Raw genomic sequence first — 19027 nt, 5'->3', positions numbered from 1 at the left:
ATTGATAAAGCTCGTACAAAGTAAAGCCGTCCCAATTTAATGGTGACGGCTTTATTAATTTTAGACAAAGCAAAAGTCGATTTCAGGCTGTCTTACAATTTCATTATCTAACAATCCCGCTATCCAAGGCCTTCGCCCAACTTTCACATTCACAGCGCACGCATTGCTGATCTGGCTTCGCAATATAATCGACATAGCCACAATGCATACAAGCATAGCAATGCTTTGGATCTATCTCTTTAACTGGCTGATACTGCTTGGGGAAAAGTGGCAAACCATAACGCGTTTCATCAGGTGGAAACAGCAATAAGCTAAATGAGCCATCCGTCTCTAATAAGCCTACACGTACCTGACCTAGATGTTCAACGCCTTGTTGGCGCATTTCAGCAAAAAACTCATCATGCGACATCTTGCCTCTTTTAATCTTATCTATTACTAAGACGCCGTCTTCTACAATATAAATCGACTTTCCTTCCAAAAGATCTTCAAAGGGCTGGTATTTCATCATTATCCAAGTGCAGAGCCGATACATGATAATCACGATACTCATGATGAGTACCGCTTGTATAATCGGTAAATCCTCGGTGAACATCGGATCACCAGCGATAGAACCCAGTGACAAAATAATGGTCAGCTCAAAAATAGACAGCTGCCGGACGCCGCGTTTACCAGTGAAACGTAAAAATATGATAATCATGCTAAACATAACAATCACGCGTATGACGATTTCGGCAGCAAACGCCCAAGTTGTGTCATGAATAAAGATACTTGCCAAATCCATGTATGTCTTTCCTTTTAAAGTCTGGCTATCAAAACACGTTATAGCTATTTCTATTGTGGTTAATACAGGCACTTACTTTGCGTGAAATGTCAGATATTAGATGTTAAGCAATGGGGCTTGTGCCGAGTCGCTGCCGAATTTCTCCATTGCTGCAGCATTATAAATTAATAAATTCATTACCTTACAAAACAAATCAAAATTGAGACTAAAATAGGAAGCAGTAAACCACAAAATAGCTTTTATACCTTATTAAATTACTCAGTAATCGCTTGCAATGTAAATTAATATAAATTACATTATATGTAAGACGTTAATCTATACGTAATTTACTATTTTTTATAAACTGTTTTCCATAAAACTATATTCATAAGACTCATTGACCAGCAAGGAGCTAACCATGTCAACGATTGACACAAACCTCTCTTCATTTCTCGATATCGCAAGCGACTCTGATTTTTCTATTCACAATTTGCCTTATGGCATCTTTAGTGAAACTGCCGATGGCAAGCGCCGCGCTGGTGTCGCCATTGGTGAACACGTTTTGGATTTAGCGGTACTTGAAACCGAAGGTCTAATTAAATTAGAAGGTGAGAGCTATTTTGATCAGCCGACACTTAATGCCTTTATTGACTCTGGTCGAGATAATTGGACTACCGCGCGTAGCACTATCCAGACACTGTTAGCTGCCGACACTGACACTCTACGTGATAACCAAGACTTGCAAAGTAAGGCGTTATTTAAGCAAGCCGATGTTACGATGCATCTACCTGTCCATGTCCCTGGTTATACTGACTTTTATTCGTCGAAAGAGCATGCTACTAACGTCGGCACGCTATTCCGTGATCCTGCTAATGCGCTATTGCCGAACTGGAAGGAAATGCCAGTCGGTTATAACGGCCGTGCTAGTACGGTCTTTGTGACGGGCTCCACAGATATCATTCGTCCGTCAGGTCAGCTAAAACCCAATCCAGATGAGCGTCCTATTTTTGCGCCTTGTAAGCGTCTTGATTTTGAGCTTGAAACTGCATTTATCGTAGGTCAACCTAATAAAATCGGAGAGCCAATTTCTATCAAAAACGCATGGGATCATATTTTTGGTATGGTGCTGTTTAACGATTGGTCAGCTCGTGATATTCAAAAATGGGAATACGTTCCTTTAGGCCCTTTTAATGCTAAAACTTTTGCTTCTGAGATATCTCCTTGGATTGTCACCTTAGATGCGCTAGAACCTTTTAAAACCTCAATCCCAACTCAGGATCCGGAGCCACTGGCTTATCTACGTGAGAAAAAATCCGATAACAGCTTTGATATTAATTTGTCAGTGGAATTGCTTCCAGAAAATGCTGATAGCGCTACCGTCATCTCTGAAACCAATTTTAAATACATGTACTGGTCGATGGCTCAGCAATTGACGCATCACACTATTACTGGCTGTAAAGTCGAAGTCGGCGATATGATGGGCTCGGGTACCATCTCAGGGCCAACGCCAGACTCTTATGGCTCAATGCTCGAGATCGCTTGGAACGCGACCAAACCTGTTGAGCTTAAAGGCGGGGGCACACGTACTTTTATCGACGACGGTGATACCGTTATCATGAAAGGCTATAGCGAAAAAGGTGGCATTCGTGTTGGGTTTGGTGAAGTGCGCGGTAAAGTATTGCCTGCTTTAAACTTTGATTTTGACGCATAAACTTTTATAAAGAACAGGCGTAAAACAATCGATTGGCATTATTAAGATTAGGAGCTATACGACTTAGGTTAGATCGACACAAAAACCTTATAGCGGTAGCAACCTCAGGTTTTACGCCTTATCAAAAGGATATTGATATGAGCTTTAAAATAGAACAAATTCATCATGTGGCCTATCGCTGCAAAGATGCTAAAGAAACCGTAGAGTGGTACAAAAAACACTTGAATATGGATTTCATTTTAGCTTTTGCCGAAGACCACGTACCTTCTACTAAAGCCTTTGATCCCTACATGCATATCTTTTTGGATGCAGGTAACGGTAATGTGTTGGCGTTTTTTGAATTACCCAATCAACCTGAAATGGGTTCTGATCCTAATACGCCAGACTGGGTACAGCATCTGGCCATGAAAGTAAAAGATCGCGATACTTTAATGGCTGCGAAGAAGCATTTAGAGGATGGCGGGATTGACGTCATTGGTGTGACCAATCACGGTATTTTCCATTCTATCTACTTCTTCGATCCTAATGGTCATCGTATGGAACTCACTTACGATGATATTACCTCAGAAGAAAAAGTCTCGATGATTACCGAAGAGATAAAACACGACATGTTAGAAGAATGGTCACGTACTAAACGTGCGCCAGCTCATACACATTTTTTGCATGCCGAAGAATTGAAAGAAGCTAAAGAACAGGTGCCTATAGGGGAGTAGGCATTGCTTCATGCTAAGCTTTAATAGTGAGAACTCAATCATCAAGAAAGGACTCTACGATGAAAACCAAACTATCTACTGGAATCACTGTGGCTGCCGTACTTGCCATGTCTGGGCTAGCATTATCTGGCTGCTCTGATAATAATCAAGCTACATCAGCTAATGGCGACTCAGACGATGTGACAACGCTTAGATTCTCACATTTTATGACGGCTAATGACAATATGAATACTGAAGGCTTTGAGCCTTGGGCGCAAAAAATTGAAGAAGACTCGAATGGACGCCTAAAGATTGAGATTTATCCTTCCGCCACTTTAAGCAAGCCAGGTGCCACTTATGATGCTGCGGCAAAAGGCACTGTAGATATTGGTATGCAAGTGCAAGGCTATACCGCTGGGCGCTTTCCTCTAACCCAAGTGGTAGAGCTACCGGGTATATCCAATACCGCAGAGCAACAGACCTGCATACTATATAAGCTCTATGACGATGGGGTTATTTCAGATGAATATGAGGACACCCATCTGCTCGCTTTGATGGGTTCAGGACAGGGGGCGCTGCATACCGTTGAAAAGCCCATTCGTACGCCAGCAGATATGAAGGGTATGCGAATTCGTCAACCATCTGTAGTTGCCAGCCACATTATTGAAGCTACTGGTGCGGCTCCCGTGGGGATGCCTGCTAGTGATACTTATACTTCGCTGCAGCGCGGCGTCATCGATGGTCTAGCCTTTACTTGGCAGCCTATTCAAGCGTTCCGTCTCGATGAGCTACTGAGCGCGCACACCAACATACCTTTTTATAACTCTACCTTTGTAGTCACTATGAACAAGGATAAATACAATGGTCTGCCTGATGATCTCAAAAAAGTTATTGATGATAATTCAGGGCTAGTCATGTCAGATCGTATCGCTAAAATATTTGATAGAAGTAATGATGAAGCAATGGCTGCCGCTCGTGCCAAAGGCGATACGATGATTGATATTCCAGACCCTTTAAATGACTCTGATTGGCAAGGCCCGTTACTTGAGGGTACGCAGAGATATCTGGATGAGTTAGCGGCTAAAGGCTTGGATGGTCAAACCGTCTATGAAAAAACCAAAGCGGCCAGCGCAGCCTGTCTGTAAGGTTTAAATTATTTAATAGGTTAGATGAGCGGTTTGTGCAGAACAACATAATTAACAAGATGATTAATAAGCTAGCTAACGAAATAGCTAGGCAATCTGATAACGCTTAGCTATTGATAGTATTTTATCCATTACTTGCTGGTTATCCAGTGGCAGTTGTTCAGCAGTACCGATAATGGTGAGCGCGTATTCTAATAGCCCACCCTTAGCAGATGCACTGATATCGTTAACGTCTTTAGACTGCGGTAAAATAACGGGTATGCTAATAGCATTAATCCCCATTAGCATATCTCCGGTAACCGTGGCATATCCTTGCGCCCAGATACCAGTTTGCAGCTTTGTAAACGCTTGCCATTTAACGGATAGCTCGGCTTTATCGGCTTTAGCAGTAGAGGTGGATGTAGGAGCTGAGGACAAAATATCAATATCTCCTTGCCACTCTGCAAGCACTAAAGGTTTGATAATAGTATCAGGTTGATAGCTGGCAAACAGCCTACCTGTTGCAGAAGACGTCAAAGGCATGCGTGAGCCTATACGAGTAATGATACTAATTGGACTGTCCGGCTCAAATGAATGAATAACGATGGGCCCTTCACTAAACCACTTGGCGATTTGCACCCCGCAATTAACGGCATTTTTAATTTCAGTAGCAGCATTAGTAAGTCGCTGCAAAATATTATTTTGATCGAAACTGGTATGACCTAGTGCATTGACTCGGGCGCCTAATCCGTAGCGTCCGTCGCTTAGCTTGCGCGCATAGTCTTTACGAATGAGACTAACCAAATAACGATGTACTTTTGCAGGGTGCATTTGCATCGCTTGAGCAATGTCTTTTAGCATCATAGGTTCGTGATACTCTATAAGTACATCTAATACAGAGAGACCAATCTCAAGTGACTGTATGCCACCTTGGTTTTTATTTGCTGTTGTTTCTGTTGATGACATTGATAGTCCGGTTGAATAAAAAGAACAATTTGACGGTTATGTTTGATAGCTATATTCGATAGTTTGAATTTAGCAGGTTTATCACTGTGACTAATTATATAGGTAATAATGAGCGTTTGATATATATAGAAAAACTCCCTTTAACGGCTAATATGATTATAAGCTTGACCTAGTTTTTTGAATGGAATCACCTATGGCTTAGTATTTATAACGAAGCATTCATAACTAAGTGTTTACAACTAAGCACTTACAACTAAGCACCTATAACAACATATGCAGGAGAATAACTATGATGAAACTTTATGGCTACTTTCGCAGTGGTACGTCACACCGTACTCGTATCGCGTTGAATCTAAAGGGCTTAGATTATGATGCTATCTCTATCAATTTGGCACAGGATGAGCAGTCTGAGCCATCATTTAAAGCCATTAATCCGCAAGGTTTAGTACCTGCTTTGCAGACAGACGACTTACTGCTTTATCAAAGCCCAGCTATCTTAGAATGGTTAGAAGAAGTTTATCCGCATAACCCATTATTGCCCAAAGATGCTGCTGGTCGTATGCAAGTGCGAGCGCTAAGCGCGATGATTGGTTGTGACATTCATCCGATTAATAACCGCCGTATCCTACAATATTTACGCAATGAGTTGTCAGTCGATGAAGATGAGGTTTTGGCATGGTGTCAACGCTGGATAGAGGAAGGCTTTGCTGCGTTAGAGACGTTACTAGCAAAAGATAAGTCACGCGGCAAATTTTGCTACGGTAATAGCCCGACTTTTGCAGATTGCTATTTAATCCCGCAAGTCTATTCAGCTCGCCGCTTCAAAGTGGATTTGACGCCTTATCCAAACATTATGGCCATTGATGAGCATTGTCGTACGCTTCAAGAATTTTTTGATGCGGATCCTATGAATCAACCTGATGCACCGCATTAAAAAGACAATAATGTTCAAGTAAGTTAACCGCTTATTTAACTGTTACTCACTTCACTGTCACTCAATTTATTAAGCCGATAGCTTTTTTGTTATCGGCTTTTTAGCATTGCTTTTATAACTGATAGAGTGTTTTTTAAAGTAATACTTTTGATTAGACTATCAAAGAGAGTGAATCACTAGGCTCAATATCAGTACCTACTGTCCAATGCCTCAATTTGAGATATAATCTTAATAATTTAACAAGAGCTTTTGTTAATCAGGCTATCAGTACAGCGTTACTAACGTCTAAACAATCTCCCAGTTTTGATAAACTAGCTACTATCAGCAGTGCCTATTTGTAAATATTTAACACGCCCTACATGAGATAATAAATATAAATGATGAAAACCGAAACCAATAAGCCCCTTGCGTTTAGAAGATATCCATCGACTACTGCCTTGCAGTGTTTTGAGACGGCTGCGCGCCATTTGAGTTTTACCAATGCCGCGCAAGAGATGCATATGACGCAAAGCGCCATCAGCAAGCAGGTCGCACAGCTAGAGGAGATGTTAAACATTTCGCTCTTTTATCGTACGCCGCACCGGATTTCATTGACGCCAGCTGGCAAGACTTATTATCTTGAAGTGTTGGAAATTCTCAAACATATCGAGGTGGCGACTACTAGCTTGATGTCACACAGTGATAATACAGAAGTGCTCAAGATTGCCTCACACCCGACTTTTTGTTCACGCTGGTTGATCCCTGCGCTAAGTGGTTTTAGCCAAGCTTATCCATTGATTAATCTAGATATAAAAGAGCAAGCTGGGCCGTTTTTTTCTGAAGACCAAAACGTCGATATTGCCTTTTTATATGGTGATGGTATTTGGGGCGGAATGGAGGCGATTAAGCTATTTGACGAGTATTGCGTGGCGGTCTGCCAGCCTGAATACTTGTATGATAAAAATCGAGATAAAAACCCCTGTACGAGCAATGTAGATAAATGCACCTTGCTACAGTTGAGCTCACGCCCAAGTGCTTGGTATGAGTATTTTAAGCAACAAGGCATCAGTATTGATGGAACGTTTGTAGGCCCACGTTTTGATACTTTTCATGCGTGTATTGCTGCAGCCTTGCTCGGCTATGGTATCGCACTCGTACCACTGCGTTTGGTCGCTCCTGAGCTGCAGTCAGGGACGCTAGTGACAGCATGGAATTATGCATCAAAAGGGCGGGGCTCTTACTATATAACTTATCCCTTGTCCTTAGGCAGATCGCATAAGGTAAAAGTTATTTTAGAATGGGTCTCAGTGTATCTTGAAACCTCTAATCAGCATGAGGATGCGATAGATTTTGTTTTCTAAATCTCAAATTGGTTCCAGTATTTAAGTGCATCAATAAGTCTGTGCCGGACTTCATTTAAAGACCATTTTTTATCCAAAATCTATTCTTAATCTAAAACCCATTGCTGAATCTAAAACCCATTTTTAAACATATATTTCTTGGCAAAGATAAGTATCTTCTATTTTGCCAAGTCATTTTTAAGTCTGTTGTTCTAATGGCAATGACAAAAAGGAATGAGCGCACAACTATTATTCGTTTGCTGAGTAGGCAGGGTTTTGCTGAAATGAGAGCCACACTCAAGGAAGATGAGAGACGCTCAATGGATATGCGCTATAACGTCACGGATGCTTTTACGATGGTGCATCCTGTGACTCTTACCAAAGGCAAAAACGCAAAAGTTTGGGACAGTGATGACCGTTGCTACATCGACTTTGTTGGCGGTATCGGTGTCTTAAATTTTGGTCATTGTCATCCTCATATCGTCTCCGCGATTATCAATCAAGCACAATCTCTTATTCATTACGCCTACAATGCGGCTGCTCATCAGCCGTATCAAACCCTTATGCCACGGCTTTGTGAGCTGATTCCAATCAGTGGTGAGCTATCAGGCATGCTGACTAATTGCGGTGCAGAAGCCACCGAAAATGCTATAAAAATTGCCCGCCTAAAGACAGGTCGTGTGGGTGTGATTGCCTTTGATGGTGGCTTTCATGGGCGCACACTGGCTGCAGTAAATCTAAATGGTAAAGTCGCTCCTTATAAGCGCGGGCTCGGGCCTTTAGCAGGTGGCGTTTACCATATTCCTTTTCCTAGCCCAGATAATGAAGTGAGCGATCAGCAGGCTATCGATGCGCTTGCGCGTCTATTTGCTGTAGAGACCGATATTGATAATATCGGCGCCATCATCGTAGAGCCAGTACAAGGCGAGGGTGGATTTCAGATAATGTCGGCCACATTCGCCAAATATTTGCGCGCCTTTTGTGATGAGCAGGGCATTTTGCTCATTATGGACGAAATTCAATCGGGCTATGGTCGTACGGGTACACCTTTTGCCTTTACACATTTAGGGATTGAGCCTGACATGATATTGCTAGGCAAAAGCATCGCAGGTGGTTTGCCGTTAGGGGCAGTGATAGGCAAAGCGAGCGTCATGAATGGCTTGCCTAAAGGTAGCTTAGGCGGCACTTATTCAGGTAATCCAGTCGCGTGTGCCGCCGCCAATGCCACGTTGGACATTATGCAAGAAGATGCGGTATGGGAATCTGCCAGACATTATGCCCACACCATTGAGCAGACGGTGAACCAATGGCAGCAAGAGGGCGTATCGCCTTGGCTGTTTGGTCTCACTGGTATCGGTGCGATGCGTGGTATCGAGCTTCGCCATCCTGAACATGATGTCGATCCAAGCGTGATGACATATGTGTTAACGCAAGCACGGAAGCGTGGTCTGCTGCTGATGCCTAGCGGTAAATATCGTCATATTATTCGCCTGTTACCGCCTCTAACGATTGAGCCTGAAACCCTGCAAGCTGGCCTTGATATTCTAAAAGAGGTTTTAAGTACTATTCCTGATGAAATAGCAGTGAATAAAGATTCTACTATTGAAAATTTAGCGACTAGAGTGTCAGCAATCAAAGCGTCAGCGTTTGAAACAGCAATGACTCCAGCGTCAGCAAATTATTTTTCTGCCACGTGACTATTAATTAGCAACTTATCTTTAATCACCTGTATTTAACAACTTGATATTAATAGAAATTTCTGAGATTTTAACAAGGATGTCTATCTGTGAATCATACGTTTATAAGTAGCGATGCTATTCGCCACGAGTTCTCTATGGCAATGTCAGCCATGTACCAAACCGAAGTCCCACTATATGGTGACTTGCTCGATTTAGTCGCTGAGGTAAATACTGAGGTGCTAACGAAGCATCCTGAGATTAAGGAACAGCTTGATCACACTGGAGAGATTGATAGACTCAGTATGGAGCGCCACGGTGCGATTAGATTGGGCACAGCGGACGAGCTAAGTATGATGCGTCGGCTTTTTGCCGTAATGGGTATGCATCCTGTTGGCTATTATGATTTGGCACCCGCTGGCGTGCCAGTGCACTCTACGGCTTTTCGAGCTATCGATGCGCAAGCATTAAATCAAAGCCCGTTTCGAGTTTTTACCTCTTTATTGCGCCTAGATTTAATTGCTGATGAAGCACTAAAAAAAGAAGCCTCAAATGCATTGGCTAATCGCAATATCTTTACCGATAATGTCGTCAGCCTTATTGAACGCTTTGAAGAGCAGGGTGGTTTAACGTCAGAGGAAGGTGAGCAGTTTGTAACAGAAGCTTTAGAGACGTTTCGCTGGCATGATAAAACGCCGGTCTCAAAAGAGCTATATCAGCGCTTATTAGAGCAGCATGGCCTCATTGCTGACGTGGTTGGCTTTAAAGGCCCGCATATCAATCATTTGACCCCTAGAACGCTGGATATAGATACCGTACAGCAAGGCATGCAGGCAAAAGGTATCCCGCCAAAAGCCATTATCGAAGGGCCACCAAAACGGGAATGTCCGATTTTATTAAGACAGACGAGCTTTAAGGCATTAGAGGAAGCGGTTAGTTTTAAAAATTCGGAAGGCGATTATGAAGAGGGTCATCATACTGCACGATTTGGTGAGATTGAGCAGCGCGGTGTGGCATTAACACCAAAGGGTAGAGCATTATATGACCAGCTGCTTAGTCAAGCACGCAATCAATTAGACGCGACTCCGAACGAAGACAATGCCTTAGAGTATTATCGAATTTTAGAGAGTACATTTGAAGCGTTCCCTGATGATTATCATGCGATGCATCATGAGGAGCTCGCTTACTTTTATTATCAACCAGTCGATAGTGCTGCAGATATAAATAGTGCTATGCTTGGTTTGGAAACAGTTGATGTACAAATGATGGATTCAAAACAAGCAATTAATACTTTGATTGAGAAAGGCGCTATCCGGATTGAGCCTATCGTCTATGAAGACTTTTTACCTGTTAGTGCTGCTGGTATTTTTCAATCTAATCTTCAGCAAGATAAGCAGAGCAACTATGATGGCAATTCAAATAAACATGAGTTTGAGCAAGCACTTGGTGCTAGTATTTATGATGAGCTTGCTTTATATCAAGATATACAAGCTCAAAGCTTGGAAAGTTGCCTGATGTCTTTAGGCAATTTGGAGAAATGCCTGATGTCTTTAGGCAATTATGTATAGAAAATTAGTTATGTATAAAAAAGTACATAGCTTTTTTATTTATTTACTATTCCAAAATGGAATGACCGTAGGAAATTTATTATTTTGCAACTTAATCGGTTGCAGGGTAGCTTAAAGGTCTATTAAGGACGTTATAAATTAATATACAAGGGAATGAATATGATTAAGCAATACATGTCTGCCATGGGTGTCAAAGAAGAACAATATCAACATGGCGACTTTGAAGTTAATACGCCTATAGACGGTACCGTTATTGGCAAGATAACCTTAGATAGCGTTGACGAAGTAAATAATAAAATCCTAAACGCCAAAAAAGCGTTTAAGGAATGGCGTACCGTGCCTGCACCCAAGCGTGGCGAATTGATTCGTCTGCTGGGTGAAGTGCTGCGCGAGCATAAAGAAGATTTGGGCATGCTGGTGTCGTTTGAGGCAGGCAAGATCAAAGAAGAGGGCCTAGGTGAAGTTCAAGAAATGATCGATATCTGTGACTTCGCTGTCGGCGTTTCGCGTCAGCTTTATGGCTTGACGATTGCCTCAGAGCGCCCAGGTCACCATATGCGCGAGACATGGCATCCGCTTGGTGTTATCGGTGTCATCTCTGCTTTCAACTTCCCTGTAGCAGTGTGGTCTTGGAATACAGCGCTGGCCATCGTTTGTGGTAACCCCGTAGTTTGGAAACCGTCAGAGAAGGCGCCTTTGGTTGCTTTGGCCTGTCAGGCCATGTTCGAAAAAGCCTTAGCAAAGTTTGGTGATGCACCAGATCATTTGTCTCAAGTGATATTGGGTAAAACGGATATCGGTAATGCCTTAGTTGAAAACAAAGACGTAGCTTTGGTGAGCGCCACTGGAAGCACGCGTATGGGTAGAGCTGTCGGGCCAAAAGTTGCAGATCGTTTTGGCAAGTCTTTACTTGAGCTTGGTGGTAACAATGCTATGATCTTGGCGCCAACAGCTGATTTAGATCTTGCGCTACGTGGCATTATATTTTCAGCGGTTGGTACAGCGGGTCAGCGTTGCACCACATTACGCCGTCTCTTCGTCCATGAATCTATCAAAGACGATATTTTACCACGCGTAAAATCAGCTTATGAGACCGTCAGTATTGGCCATCCATTAGAAGGCAATTTGGTCGGTCCACTGATTGATGAAGACAGCTTTAATAACATGCAAGCAGCGTTGAAAAAGGCTCGGCAAGCTGGCGGCACAGTAACAGGTGGCGAGCGCGTATTAGCAGACAAATACCCTGATGCCTATTATGTAACGCCTGCCATTGTAGAGTTTGATGAGCAAAACGACGTTGCTAGAAGCGAAACTTTTGCGCCTATCTTATATGTCATGACGTATAAAGACTTTGATGATGCAATCGAGATGCAAAACGATGTTCCGCAAGGGCTCTCGTCATGTATCTTTACTAATGACTTACGTGAAGCTGAAACTTTCCTCAGCGATCGTGGTAGTGATTGTGGCATCGCTAACGTCAATATCGGTACTAGTGGCGCTGAAATTGGCGGTGCATTTGGTGGCGAAAAAGAAACAGGCGGCGGACGTGAGTCAGGATCAGACGCATGGAAAGCCTATATGCGTCGTCAAACCAACACCATCAACTATTCAACAGAGCTGCCACTTGCCCAAGGTATTAGCTTCGGTTAATACCATTCTGTTTAAGCGCTTGATGTTTGAGCATTTGGTTTTTTAGCTTTTAATTCGATTTGTATTTAGTAAGCATAAATCGCTGAGTACAAATTACTGAGTACAAATTGTTGGACATAAACTACCAAGCATACTCTGCGTATGCTTGGTAGGCTAATAATTATAAGCAATCAAGGATTGGTTGCAATTACCATTGACGACTACTAAGGAAGGTAGAATTATCATGATCGATGACAAACCGCATGACCCCGCTAATGATGGCTATGGTCCATCTTCTAGCTTCTTACTTGATATTGCCCCTCTAGTATTGACTGCCATGATTCTCATGGTGCAGTTTTTCGTATTTAAAGACTTTACTCCGCATATACCGTTGGCCTGTGGCATATTAATCACTGGCTTATTTATGAAGATGCGTGGCCGTGACTGGCAGGGTATGGAGGAGCGGTTCTTAAAGGTTATTAAAATAGGCCTGCCAGCGATGATTATTCTAATGGGCGTCGGTATGCTCATTGGCTCATGGATTATTGCAGGGACAGTTCCGACCATTCTTTATTACGGTTTTAGTATTTTTTCTCCTTCCTCATTTTTATTTTCAGTTTGTATTATTTGCGCCATTATTTCTGTCGCAACCGGCACTTCTTGGGGCACAGTTGGTACGGTTGGACTCGCGATGATGGGCATCGGCATGGGGCTTGGGATTCCAGCCCACTTTACAGGCGGTGCTATCGTCTCCGGTGCTTTTTTTGGAGACAAAATGTCGCCATTGTCGGATACTACCAACCTAACTCCTGCTGCTGCAGGCGTTGAGCTTTGGGATCATATTAGGGGTATGCTGCCGACGACCGTCCCAGCAATGGTTACCGCCTTAGCACTCTATGCCTGGATTGGCATGGGTTATGGCGATGACAGTATTGATTTATCTTCTATCCGAGCCTTACAAACAAGCCTAGCTGACAACTACAACTTAAGCATTATTACCTTATTACCTGCGCTTGTGGTTGTTATCGCGGCTGTTATGAAAATGCCAGCGATACCGACTGTCTTAGGCGGCGTTGTCGTGGCATCAGTTATTGCGTTTTTTCTACAAGGCGTTGGGGTCAGTGATATTTTTAATGTTTTACAAAACGGCTTTGTCAGCGAAACGGGTTTTGAGGTCGTTGATAAATTGTTATCAAAAGGCGGCGTCATGTCAATGACATGGGTCATTACTTTGACCATCTTTGCACTCGCTTTTGTCGGCTCACTTGAGCATTACGGCACATTGAAAGCCATCATGGCGAAAATAGATAAGGCCGTAAAATCGCGTATTGGTTTAATTCTAACGACTTATGCCAGTGTCCTTGGTGTTGGTACTTTAATCGGCGACGTTTATACCACTTTGGTATTGCCAGGACGTTTATTAAAAGAGAAATATAAAGAGATGGGCTATAAGCGCACGACGCTAACGCGCTCTATCGAAGACAGTGGTACGCTATTGTCACCGCTTATTCCTTGGAACATGGGCGGTAGCTTTGTCGCAGCGACACTGGGCATAGCAACACTGACTTATGCACCTTTTGCTTTTGCGTGTTGGTTGTCGCCTTTATTCGGCTTGTTATGGGCGTTCCTTGACAAGTTTATACCGCGTGAAGAGCCCACTGTAGAAAAGCTCGACACAGCTACTTCAACTTCAATTAGTGACGTGTGATACGAAGGGAGTATGAGATGTTGCAAGAGCAATGTTTGTGGAACATAACTGCGCCCAATATTGAAACCTACAGCCAGATGAGTAGCGATACTCAAGCGACCATCTGTATCATTGGAGGCGGTTACACAGGGCTATCGGCTGCGATTCATTTGGCTGAAAAAGGCGTCAAGGTTATCTTGCTTGAGAGTCAAACGATCGGTAGTGGCGGTTCAGGGAAAAGCGTAGGGCTAGTCAATGCAGGAACTTGGGCACGGCCTGATGACTTGAATATTGCTTTAGGTGAAGCGGCAGGTGAGCGTCTGACAGAAGCCCTTGGACAAGCGCCAAGCTTAGTATTTGACTTAATCAAGCGTTATAATATCGATGCACAAGCCACTCAAGCCGGTAATATCCACATGGCACATAATGCCAAAGGTGAAGTTGATGTCGATATCAGATACGAGCAACTAAGCCGTCGCGGTGCGAATATTGAGGTATTGACCGGAAGCAAATGCCATGAATATTGCGGTACCAAAAGTATCAATAAAGCACTACTAGATCATCGTGCTGGTACCATAAACCCGTTGGCTTATGTCAGAGGACTCGCAAAAGTAGCAACCAGTCTTGGTGTCACTATCTACGAGCATTCAGCTGTTGAAGCACTAGAAAAAGTAGATGGCCATTGGTACACAAGGACTGCTAAAGCCCGCGTAAAGTCTGAGCGTGTCATTATTGCGACTAATGCCTATACCGAAGGCGAATGGACAGAAATTACCAAGACGTTTTATCTGGTTTATTACTATCAGATTGCGTCTGAGCCACTCAGCGGAGAGGCTGCAGATCGTATTTTGCCATACAGAACAGGTGCATGGGATACGCGCTTAGCATTATCTAGCTTTCGTCGTGATGACGATGATCGCCTGTTATTAGGAACGGTCGGTGGTACGCAGCTTAAACCAAAATCCTTTTACCAATCATGGGCCAACGCTGTACAAAAGAGCTATTATCCAGATTTGCCAGCATTTAAATGGCAGTATGAATGGACTGGTAGCTTTGGCTTTACGCAAGATCATATCTTTCGAGTAATGGAGCCCGATGAAGGCTTACTGACAGCAACGGCTTATAACGGACGCGGTATTACCACAGGCACGCTAATGGGCAAGTGCTTTGCAGACTATATACTGACGGGCAATAGAGACAGTATTCCATTACCATTTAAGACTTTAGAAGAAGCAAAAGTCTCTTTTGGAGGACTCAAATCTGGATTTACTGAAGTAGGATTGACGCTGTATCATGCGGGACAATGTTTAAAAATCATCAGATAAATTGATGAGCATTCTTGTAAGCTATATAAATCAGTAAAGTATTGATTAATAACCGTATTACTATTATGGTTAAAGCCAGACAGCATTTATGTTGTCTGGCTTTTTTCTTCTATTTTCATCACTCAGAAGACAATTATATTTAAAAAAATGGACACTAACATGCAAGCACCTAGCAATAAAAATTTCACTCATATGGCTAACGTGGCAAATACCAAGACATGGTTATTCGTCCCAGCGACTCGAATAGATAGAGTAAGCAAAGCCTTTGGTAGTGGTGCAGATGCAGTGATTGTTGATTTAGAGGATGCAGTTGCTCAAGAGGATAAAGCGCAAGCGCGCAAAGCATTACAAGGATACTATGATAGTGCAGACTATCAACCAGTTTGGGTACGAATTAATCAAGCAGGTAGTACTGATTTTGCTGAAGATATAAAAGCATGTGAGAAGATGCCCAATCTCGCTGGAGTCATACTGCCTAAAGCTGAACAAGCCACAGATATCGAATACATTCATCATTTAACCGGCTTATCTATCATTGCATTAATAGAAAATGCCATCGGTTTGCATCAAGTCGATGCTATGGCAAAAGCATCAGGACTAATCGCGTTCAGTTATGGCTTTCTAGATTTATGCAATGATCTGGGAGTCCAAGTAGGGACGCCTGCGGCAGATATCATCGCCAATCAGATTCGCTATCAATTAATCCTTACTTCAAAAATCAATCAGCTATTGCCGCCTATTGATACCGTGTATCCCGATTTTAATGACACTGAGGGATTAAGCGCTCGCGTACAGCTGTGGTCACAAATGGGAATGTCCGGCATGCTCTGTATTCATCCTAAGCAAGTGGCTATTGTGCAAAATGCGCTGCAACCGACAGATGTTGAAATTGAGTTTGCTAGGCGTGTGGTAGAAGAATATGAGCACAGTGGACAAGCTGTATTTAAAGTAGATGGTGAAATGGTCGATGCACCAGTGATTCAGCGCTGTGTGCAGCTGTTAGCTAAGTAGGTTAAGAAGAAAATTTGCGTTTTGACACACTTGTTATGTACAAAATTAGATTTACAATGTTTATGTATAAGCTACTTTGCCTATCGATATAACCACTTTTAATTTGAACTGGAGAAACCTATTGCGCGCTGTCAACTATAAGTATGTGATTGTTATCGTACTGCTGATGCTTGCAGTTGGTTTTGTGATATTCCGTTGGTGGCGAGGGCCGTTGTTGCCTAGTTACAGCGTCTCATCCATGCCACTGGTACAGACGGTGGTAGCGACCGGACGTGTAGTGACGACGTCACGTACTCAAGTGGGCAGTGAAGTAACTGGTGTGGTACTTGAGCGCTTGGTACAAGAAGGTGATCAAGTTGCGAAGGGTGATCTATTGCTGGTACTAAATTCAGATGGCGTTGCTGCTCAAGTACGTCAAGCTGAGGCTGAGTTGGCTGAACTTATAACTAGTACACGACCACAAGCCGTAGTGGATTTGTCCAAAGCGAAAGTGCAGCTAGCACAAGCTCGTCGTAACGTAGCACGTCGGCGCGAACTGGCAGCGATTTCGGCAATTTCAGATGAAGAAATGGAGCAAGCAGAGCAAGCGGAGGATCAGGCTCGTAATGATCTCGAAGCAGCACGTTTGCGAGCAGAAGCATTAGCATCTGGCGGCGTTGAGGAGGTTTTACTACGTGAGCGAATAGCGGCCTTGCAGGCGCAACTTGATAAAACTGAAGTACGTAGCGAGGTATCAGGGACGGTATTAACTCGAGATGTAGAGCCTGGTGATTTGGTGCAGCCTGGTCGAACTTTATTTACTATTGCGCTCGATGGCAGTACGGAGATTGAGGTGCCGCTTGATGAGCGCAACTTATCACGGCTAGCATTGCAGCAAAGTGCGATAGGAGTCACTGATGCTTATCCAGACAAACCTTTTCCTGCTCGTATCAACTTCATTGCACCAAGCATCGACTCACAGCGCGGTACAGTCGAGGCTAGATTAAGCGTTGATCAAGTGCCTCAATTTTTGCGCCAAGACATGACGGTATCGGTAAACATCGAAACAGGTCGCCGCGAGCAAGCGCTAGTGATTCCAAACGATGCTTTAGCGAATGTCCAAGAAGATAATGCCCAAGTACTGCTATTGCATAATGGCAAAGTACAACGGCAGAAGGTAACTTTAGGCCTGCGTGGCTTGGCAATGTCCGAAGTTATCGAGGGTTTAAACGTTGGCGATCAAGTATTAGTTGATGCAACTTCATCATTGGCTGATGGCGCGCGAGTACGCACTGAAGTACAAGCAATGCCATTCTCTGAAAATAGCAATGATCCAAATAGCAACGTTCCAACTAACAAAGTTTCAACTAACAATAATAATTCAGCTACCCGTAATGAACCAGCGGTGAAATTAAATTGAAAAATTTTTTCGGGCGACTATGGATTGAAGCAATCATTGCGATGAGTTTTTTGCGCGAGGGGCGTGCGCAGTCGCTAATGATTACCGTAGGCGTAGCAGTGGGTGTGGCTGTTATCATCTTTATTACGGCTCTGGTTCAGGGGTTGCAGTCTAATCTTATCGAAAACACCCTTGGCACTCAGGCGCATATTCGTTTGTTGTCACCGGATGAAGTCAATCGGGTGCTTCCGCCTAAAGCTGGTACTGTACAGTTAATACAAGAAGATAAACGCCCGCAGCGACTACGCTCAATCAATAACTGGCAGCAGGTAACGACCACTTTGGATCAGCTGCCATTGTTGACGGCAGTATCGCCGACGGTATCAGGGCCAGCATTCGTCCGTCGCGGTGATGCATTAGAGTCGGTAGCACTTGTTGGTACTGATCTTGAACGTTACCAGAAGATCATTCCGCTGGAAGATTATCTCATCAATGGCGAGCTGCGAGTAGGCGCTGATGATGTCCTGATTGGCAGCGAATTGGCAAAAAACCTAGGAGTGCAAGTAGGTAGTAAGCTGCGCATAGAAACTGGGCAGCAGAATAATGCAGTGGTAAATATCGTCGGTATATTTGACTTAGGTGTACGTGAGTTAGATGCACGCTATGTCTACCTAGATTTGAAGCAGGCACAATCACTACTCAGTCTCCCAGGCGGGGTCACCGTAATTGATTTAACCGTCGCAGATATTTTTGCGGCAGAAGACATCGCCGCGCAGGTCGGTCGCTTGACCTCATTGCAAGCGGAGAGCTGGATTGAGACCAACTCGCAACTGATGAATGCGCTTTCCGCGCAAAGCCTATCTACCAATATGATTATTGTCTTTGTGGCTATCTCGGTGGCCTTTGGTATTGCGAGTGTGCTGTCCGTCAGCGTTGTGCAGCGCACTCGAGAGATCGGTATTTTACGAGCAACTGGCGCAACCCGTCAGCAAATCTTACGAATTTTTCTGATTCAGGGTGCAGTCTTTGGTTTACTTGGATCAATGCTAGGTAGCGTGGCAAGTTATGCTCTAGTATGGGTGTTTAATACTTTTGGACCAGGTTTATTTTATATTCCAGTGTCTGCAAACTTGATCATGCTGGCAATGTTACTAGCGACGCTCAGTGGTATTCTGGCTGCTGCGATACCATCACGTCGAGCCGCTGCTCTGGATCCAGTAGTGGCTATTCGCTATGTTTAATCATAT

General features: G+C 43.5%; 15 protein-coding genes. 13 read left to right on the top strand and 2 right to left on the bottom strand.

Going from position 1 to position 19027, the window contains the following annotated elements; all coding sequences use genetic code 11:
* Window positions 1-103: 103 nt before the first annotated feature.
* Window positions 104-781, bottom strand: a complete 678-nt coding sequence (locus tag ACTQ9S_RS04780; RefSeq protein ID WP_440454089.1) for a DUF421 domain-containing protein — start codon at window positions 779-781, stop codon at window positions 104-106.
* Window positions 782-1187: 406 nt separating this feature from the next.
* Between ACTQ9S_RS04780 and fahA the strand changes: the two genes are divergently transcribed.
* The 3 genes from fahA to ACTQ9S_RS04765 all read left to right on the top strand — a co-directional run bounded on the left by fahA (window position 1188) and on the right by ACTQ9S_RS04765 (window position 4308).
* Window positions 1188-2471, top strand: a complete 1284-nt coding sequence (gene fahA / locus ACTQ9S_RS04775; protein ID WP_440454388.1) for a fumarylacetoacetase — start codon at window positions 1188-1190, stop codon at window positions 2469-2471.
* Window positions 2472-2608: 137 nt separating this feature from the next.
* Window positions 2609-3184, top strand: coding sequence for a VOC family protein (locus ACTQ9S_RS04770; RefSeq protein ID WP_440454386.1), 576 nt, complete (start codon window positions 2609-2611; stop codon window positions 3182-3184).
* 59 nt (window positions 3185-3243) lie between these two features.
* Window positions 3244-4308, top strand: a complete 1065-nt coding sequence (locus tag ACTQ9S_RS04765; protein WP_440454087.1) for a TRAP transporter substrate-binding protein — start codon at window positions 3244-3246, stop codon at window positions 4306-4308.
* A gap of 87 nt (window positions 4309-4395) precedes the next feature.
* On the opposite strand, the gene ACTQ9S_RS04760 is transcribed toward ACTQ9S_RS04765, so the two are convergent.
* Window positions 4396-5253: an IclR family transcriptional regulator gene (locus ACTQ9S_RS04760; RefSeq protein ID WP_440454086.1), complete on the bottom strand. Its 858-nt coding sequence runs from the start codon at window positions 5251-5253 to the stop codon at window positions 4396-4398.
* 292 nt (window positions 5254-5545) lie between these two features.
* Between ACTQ9S_RS04760 and maiA the strand changes: the two genes are divergently transcribed.
* From maiA to ACTQ9S_RS04710, 10 genes are all read left to right on the top strand, one after another.
* Window positions 5546-6187: a maleylacetoacetate isomerase gene (gene maiA, locus ACTQ9S_RS04755; RefSeq protein WP_440454384.1), complete on the top strand. Its 642-nt coding sequence runs from the start codon at window positions 5546-5548 to the stop codon at window positions 6185-6187.
* A 377-nt stretch (window positions 6188-6564) separates the two neighbouring features.
* Window positions 6565-7527 carry a LysR substrate-binding domain-containing protein gene (locus ACTQ9S_RS04750; RefSeq protein WP_440454084.1) on the top strand — a complete coding sequence of 321 codons (963 nt, stop codon included), beginning with the start codon at window positions 6565-6567 and terminating at the stop codon, window positions 7525-7527.
* A 299-nt stretch (window positions 7528-7826) separates the two neighbouring features.
* Complete coding sequence (locus tag ACTQ9S_RS04745) at window positions 7827-9203, top strand: 2-aminoadipate transaminase (protein ID WP_440454382.1); 1377 nt, start codon at window positions 7827-7829, stop codon at window positions 9201-9203.
* Window positions 9204-9340: 137 nt separating this feature from the next.
* Window positions 9341-10750 carry a 2-oxoadipate dioxygenase/decarboxylase HglS gene (gene hglS / locus ACTQ9S_RS04740; RefSeq protein ID WP_440454380.1) on the top strand — a complete coding sequence of 470 codons (1410 nt, stop codon included), beginning with the start codon at window positions 9341-9343 and terminating at the stop codon, window positions 10748-10750.
* 159 nt (window positions 10751-10909) lie between these two features.
* Window positions 10910-12400, top strand: a complete 1491-nt coding sequence (gene amaB / locus ACTQ9S_RS04735; RefSeq protein WP_440454082.1) for an L-piperidine-6-carboxylate dehydrogenase — start codon at window positions 10910-10912, stop codon at window positions 12398-12400.
* A 223-nt stretch (window positions 12401-12623) separates the two neighbouring features.
* The gene (gene nhaC / locus ACTQ9S_RS04730) at window positions 12624-14087 is read left to right on the top strand and encodes a Na+/H+ antiporter NhaC (RefSeq protein ID WP_068035120.1); all 1464 of its coding nucleotides are present in this window, start codon (window positions 12624-12626) and stop codon (window positions 14085-14087) included.
* Between the two features lie 17 nt (window positions 14088-14104).
* Entirely contained in the window at window positions 14105-15391 is a 1287-nt protein-coding gene (amaA, locus tag ACTQ9S_RS04725) for an L-pipecolate oxidase (protein WP_440454080.1), read from the top strand.
* A gap of 159 nt (window positions 15392-15550) precedes the next feature.
* Window positions 15551-16402 (top strand): HpcH/HpaI aldolase/citrate lyase family protein, encoded by an 852-nt coding sequence (locus tag ACTQ9S_RS04720; protein ID WP_440454078.1) that lies wholly within the window; start codon window positions 15551-15553, stop codon window positions 16400-16402.
* Window positions 16403-16523: 121 nt separating this feature from the next.
* Window positions 16524-17801, top strand: a complete 1278-nt coding sequence (locus ACTQ9S_RS04715; RefSeq protein WP_440454076.1) for an efflux RND transporter periplasmic adaptor subunit — start codon at window positions 16524-16526, stop codon at window positions 17799-17801.
* Window positions 17798-19021, top strand: coding sequence for an ABC transporter permease (locus tag ACTQ9S_RS04710; protein WP_440454074.1), 1224 nt, complete (start codon window positions 17798-17800; stop codon window positions 19019-19021). Before ACTQ9S_RS04715 ends, ACTQ9S_RS04710 begins: the two co-directional genes overlap by 4 nt.
* Window positions 19022-19027: the final 6 nt, after the last annotated feature.

Origin of the sequence: Psychrobacter sp. ASPA161_9, assembly GCF_051970275.1 — a bacterium.
Taxonomy (GTDB): domain Bacteria; phylum Pseudomonadota; class Gammaproteobacteria; order Pseudomonadales; family Moraxellaceae; genus Psychrobacter.
The sequence above is the reverse complement of the archived record's forward strand: the minus strand, read 5'-3'. Positions and strand labels throughout refer to the sequence as shown.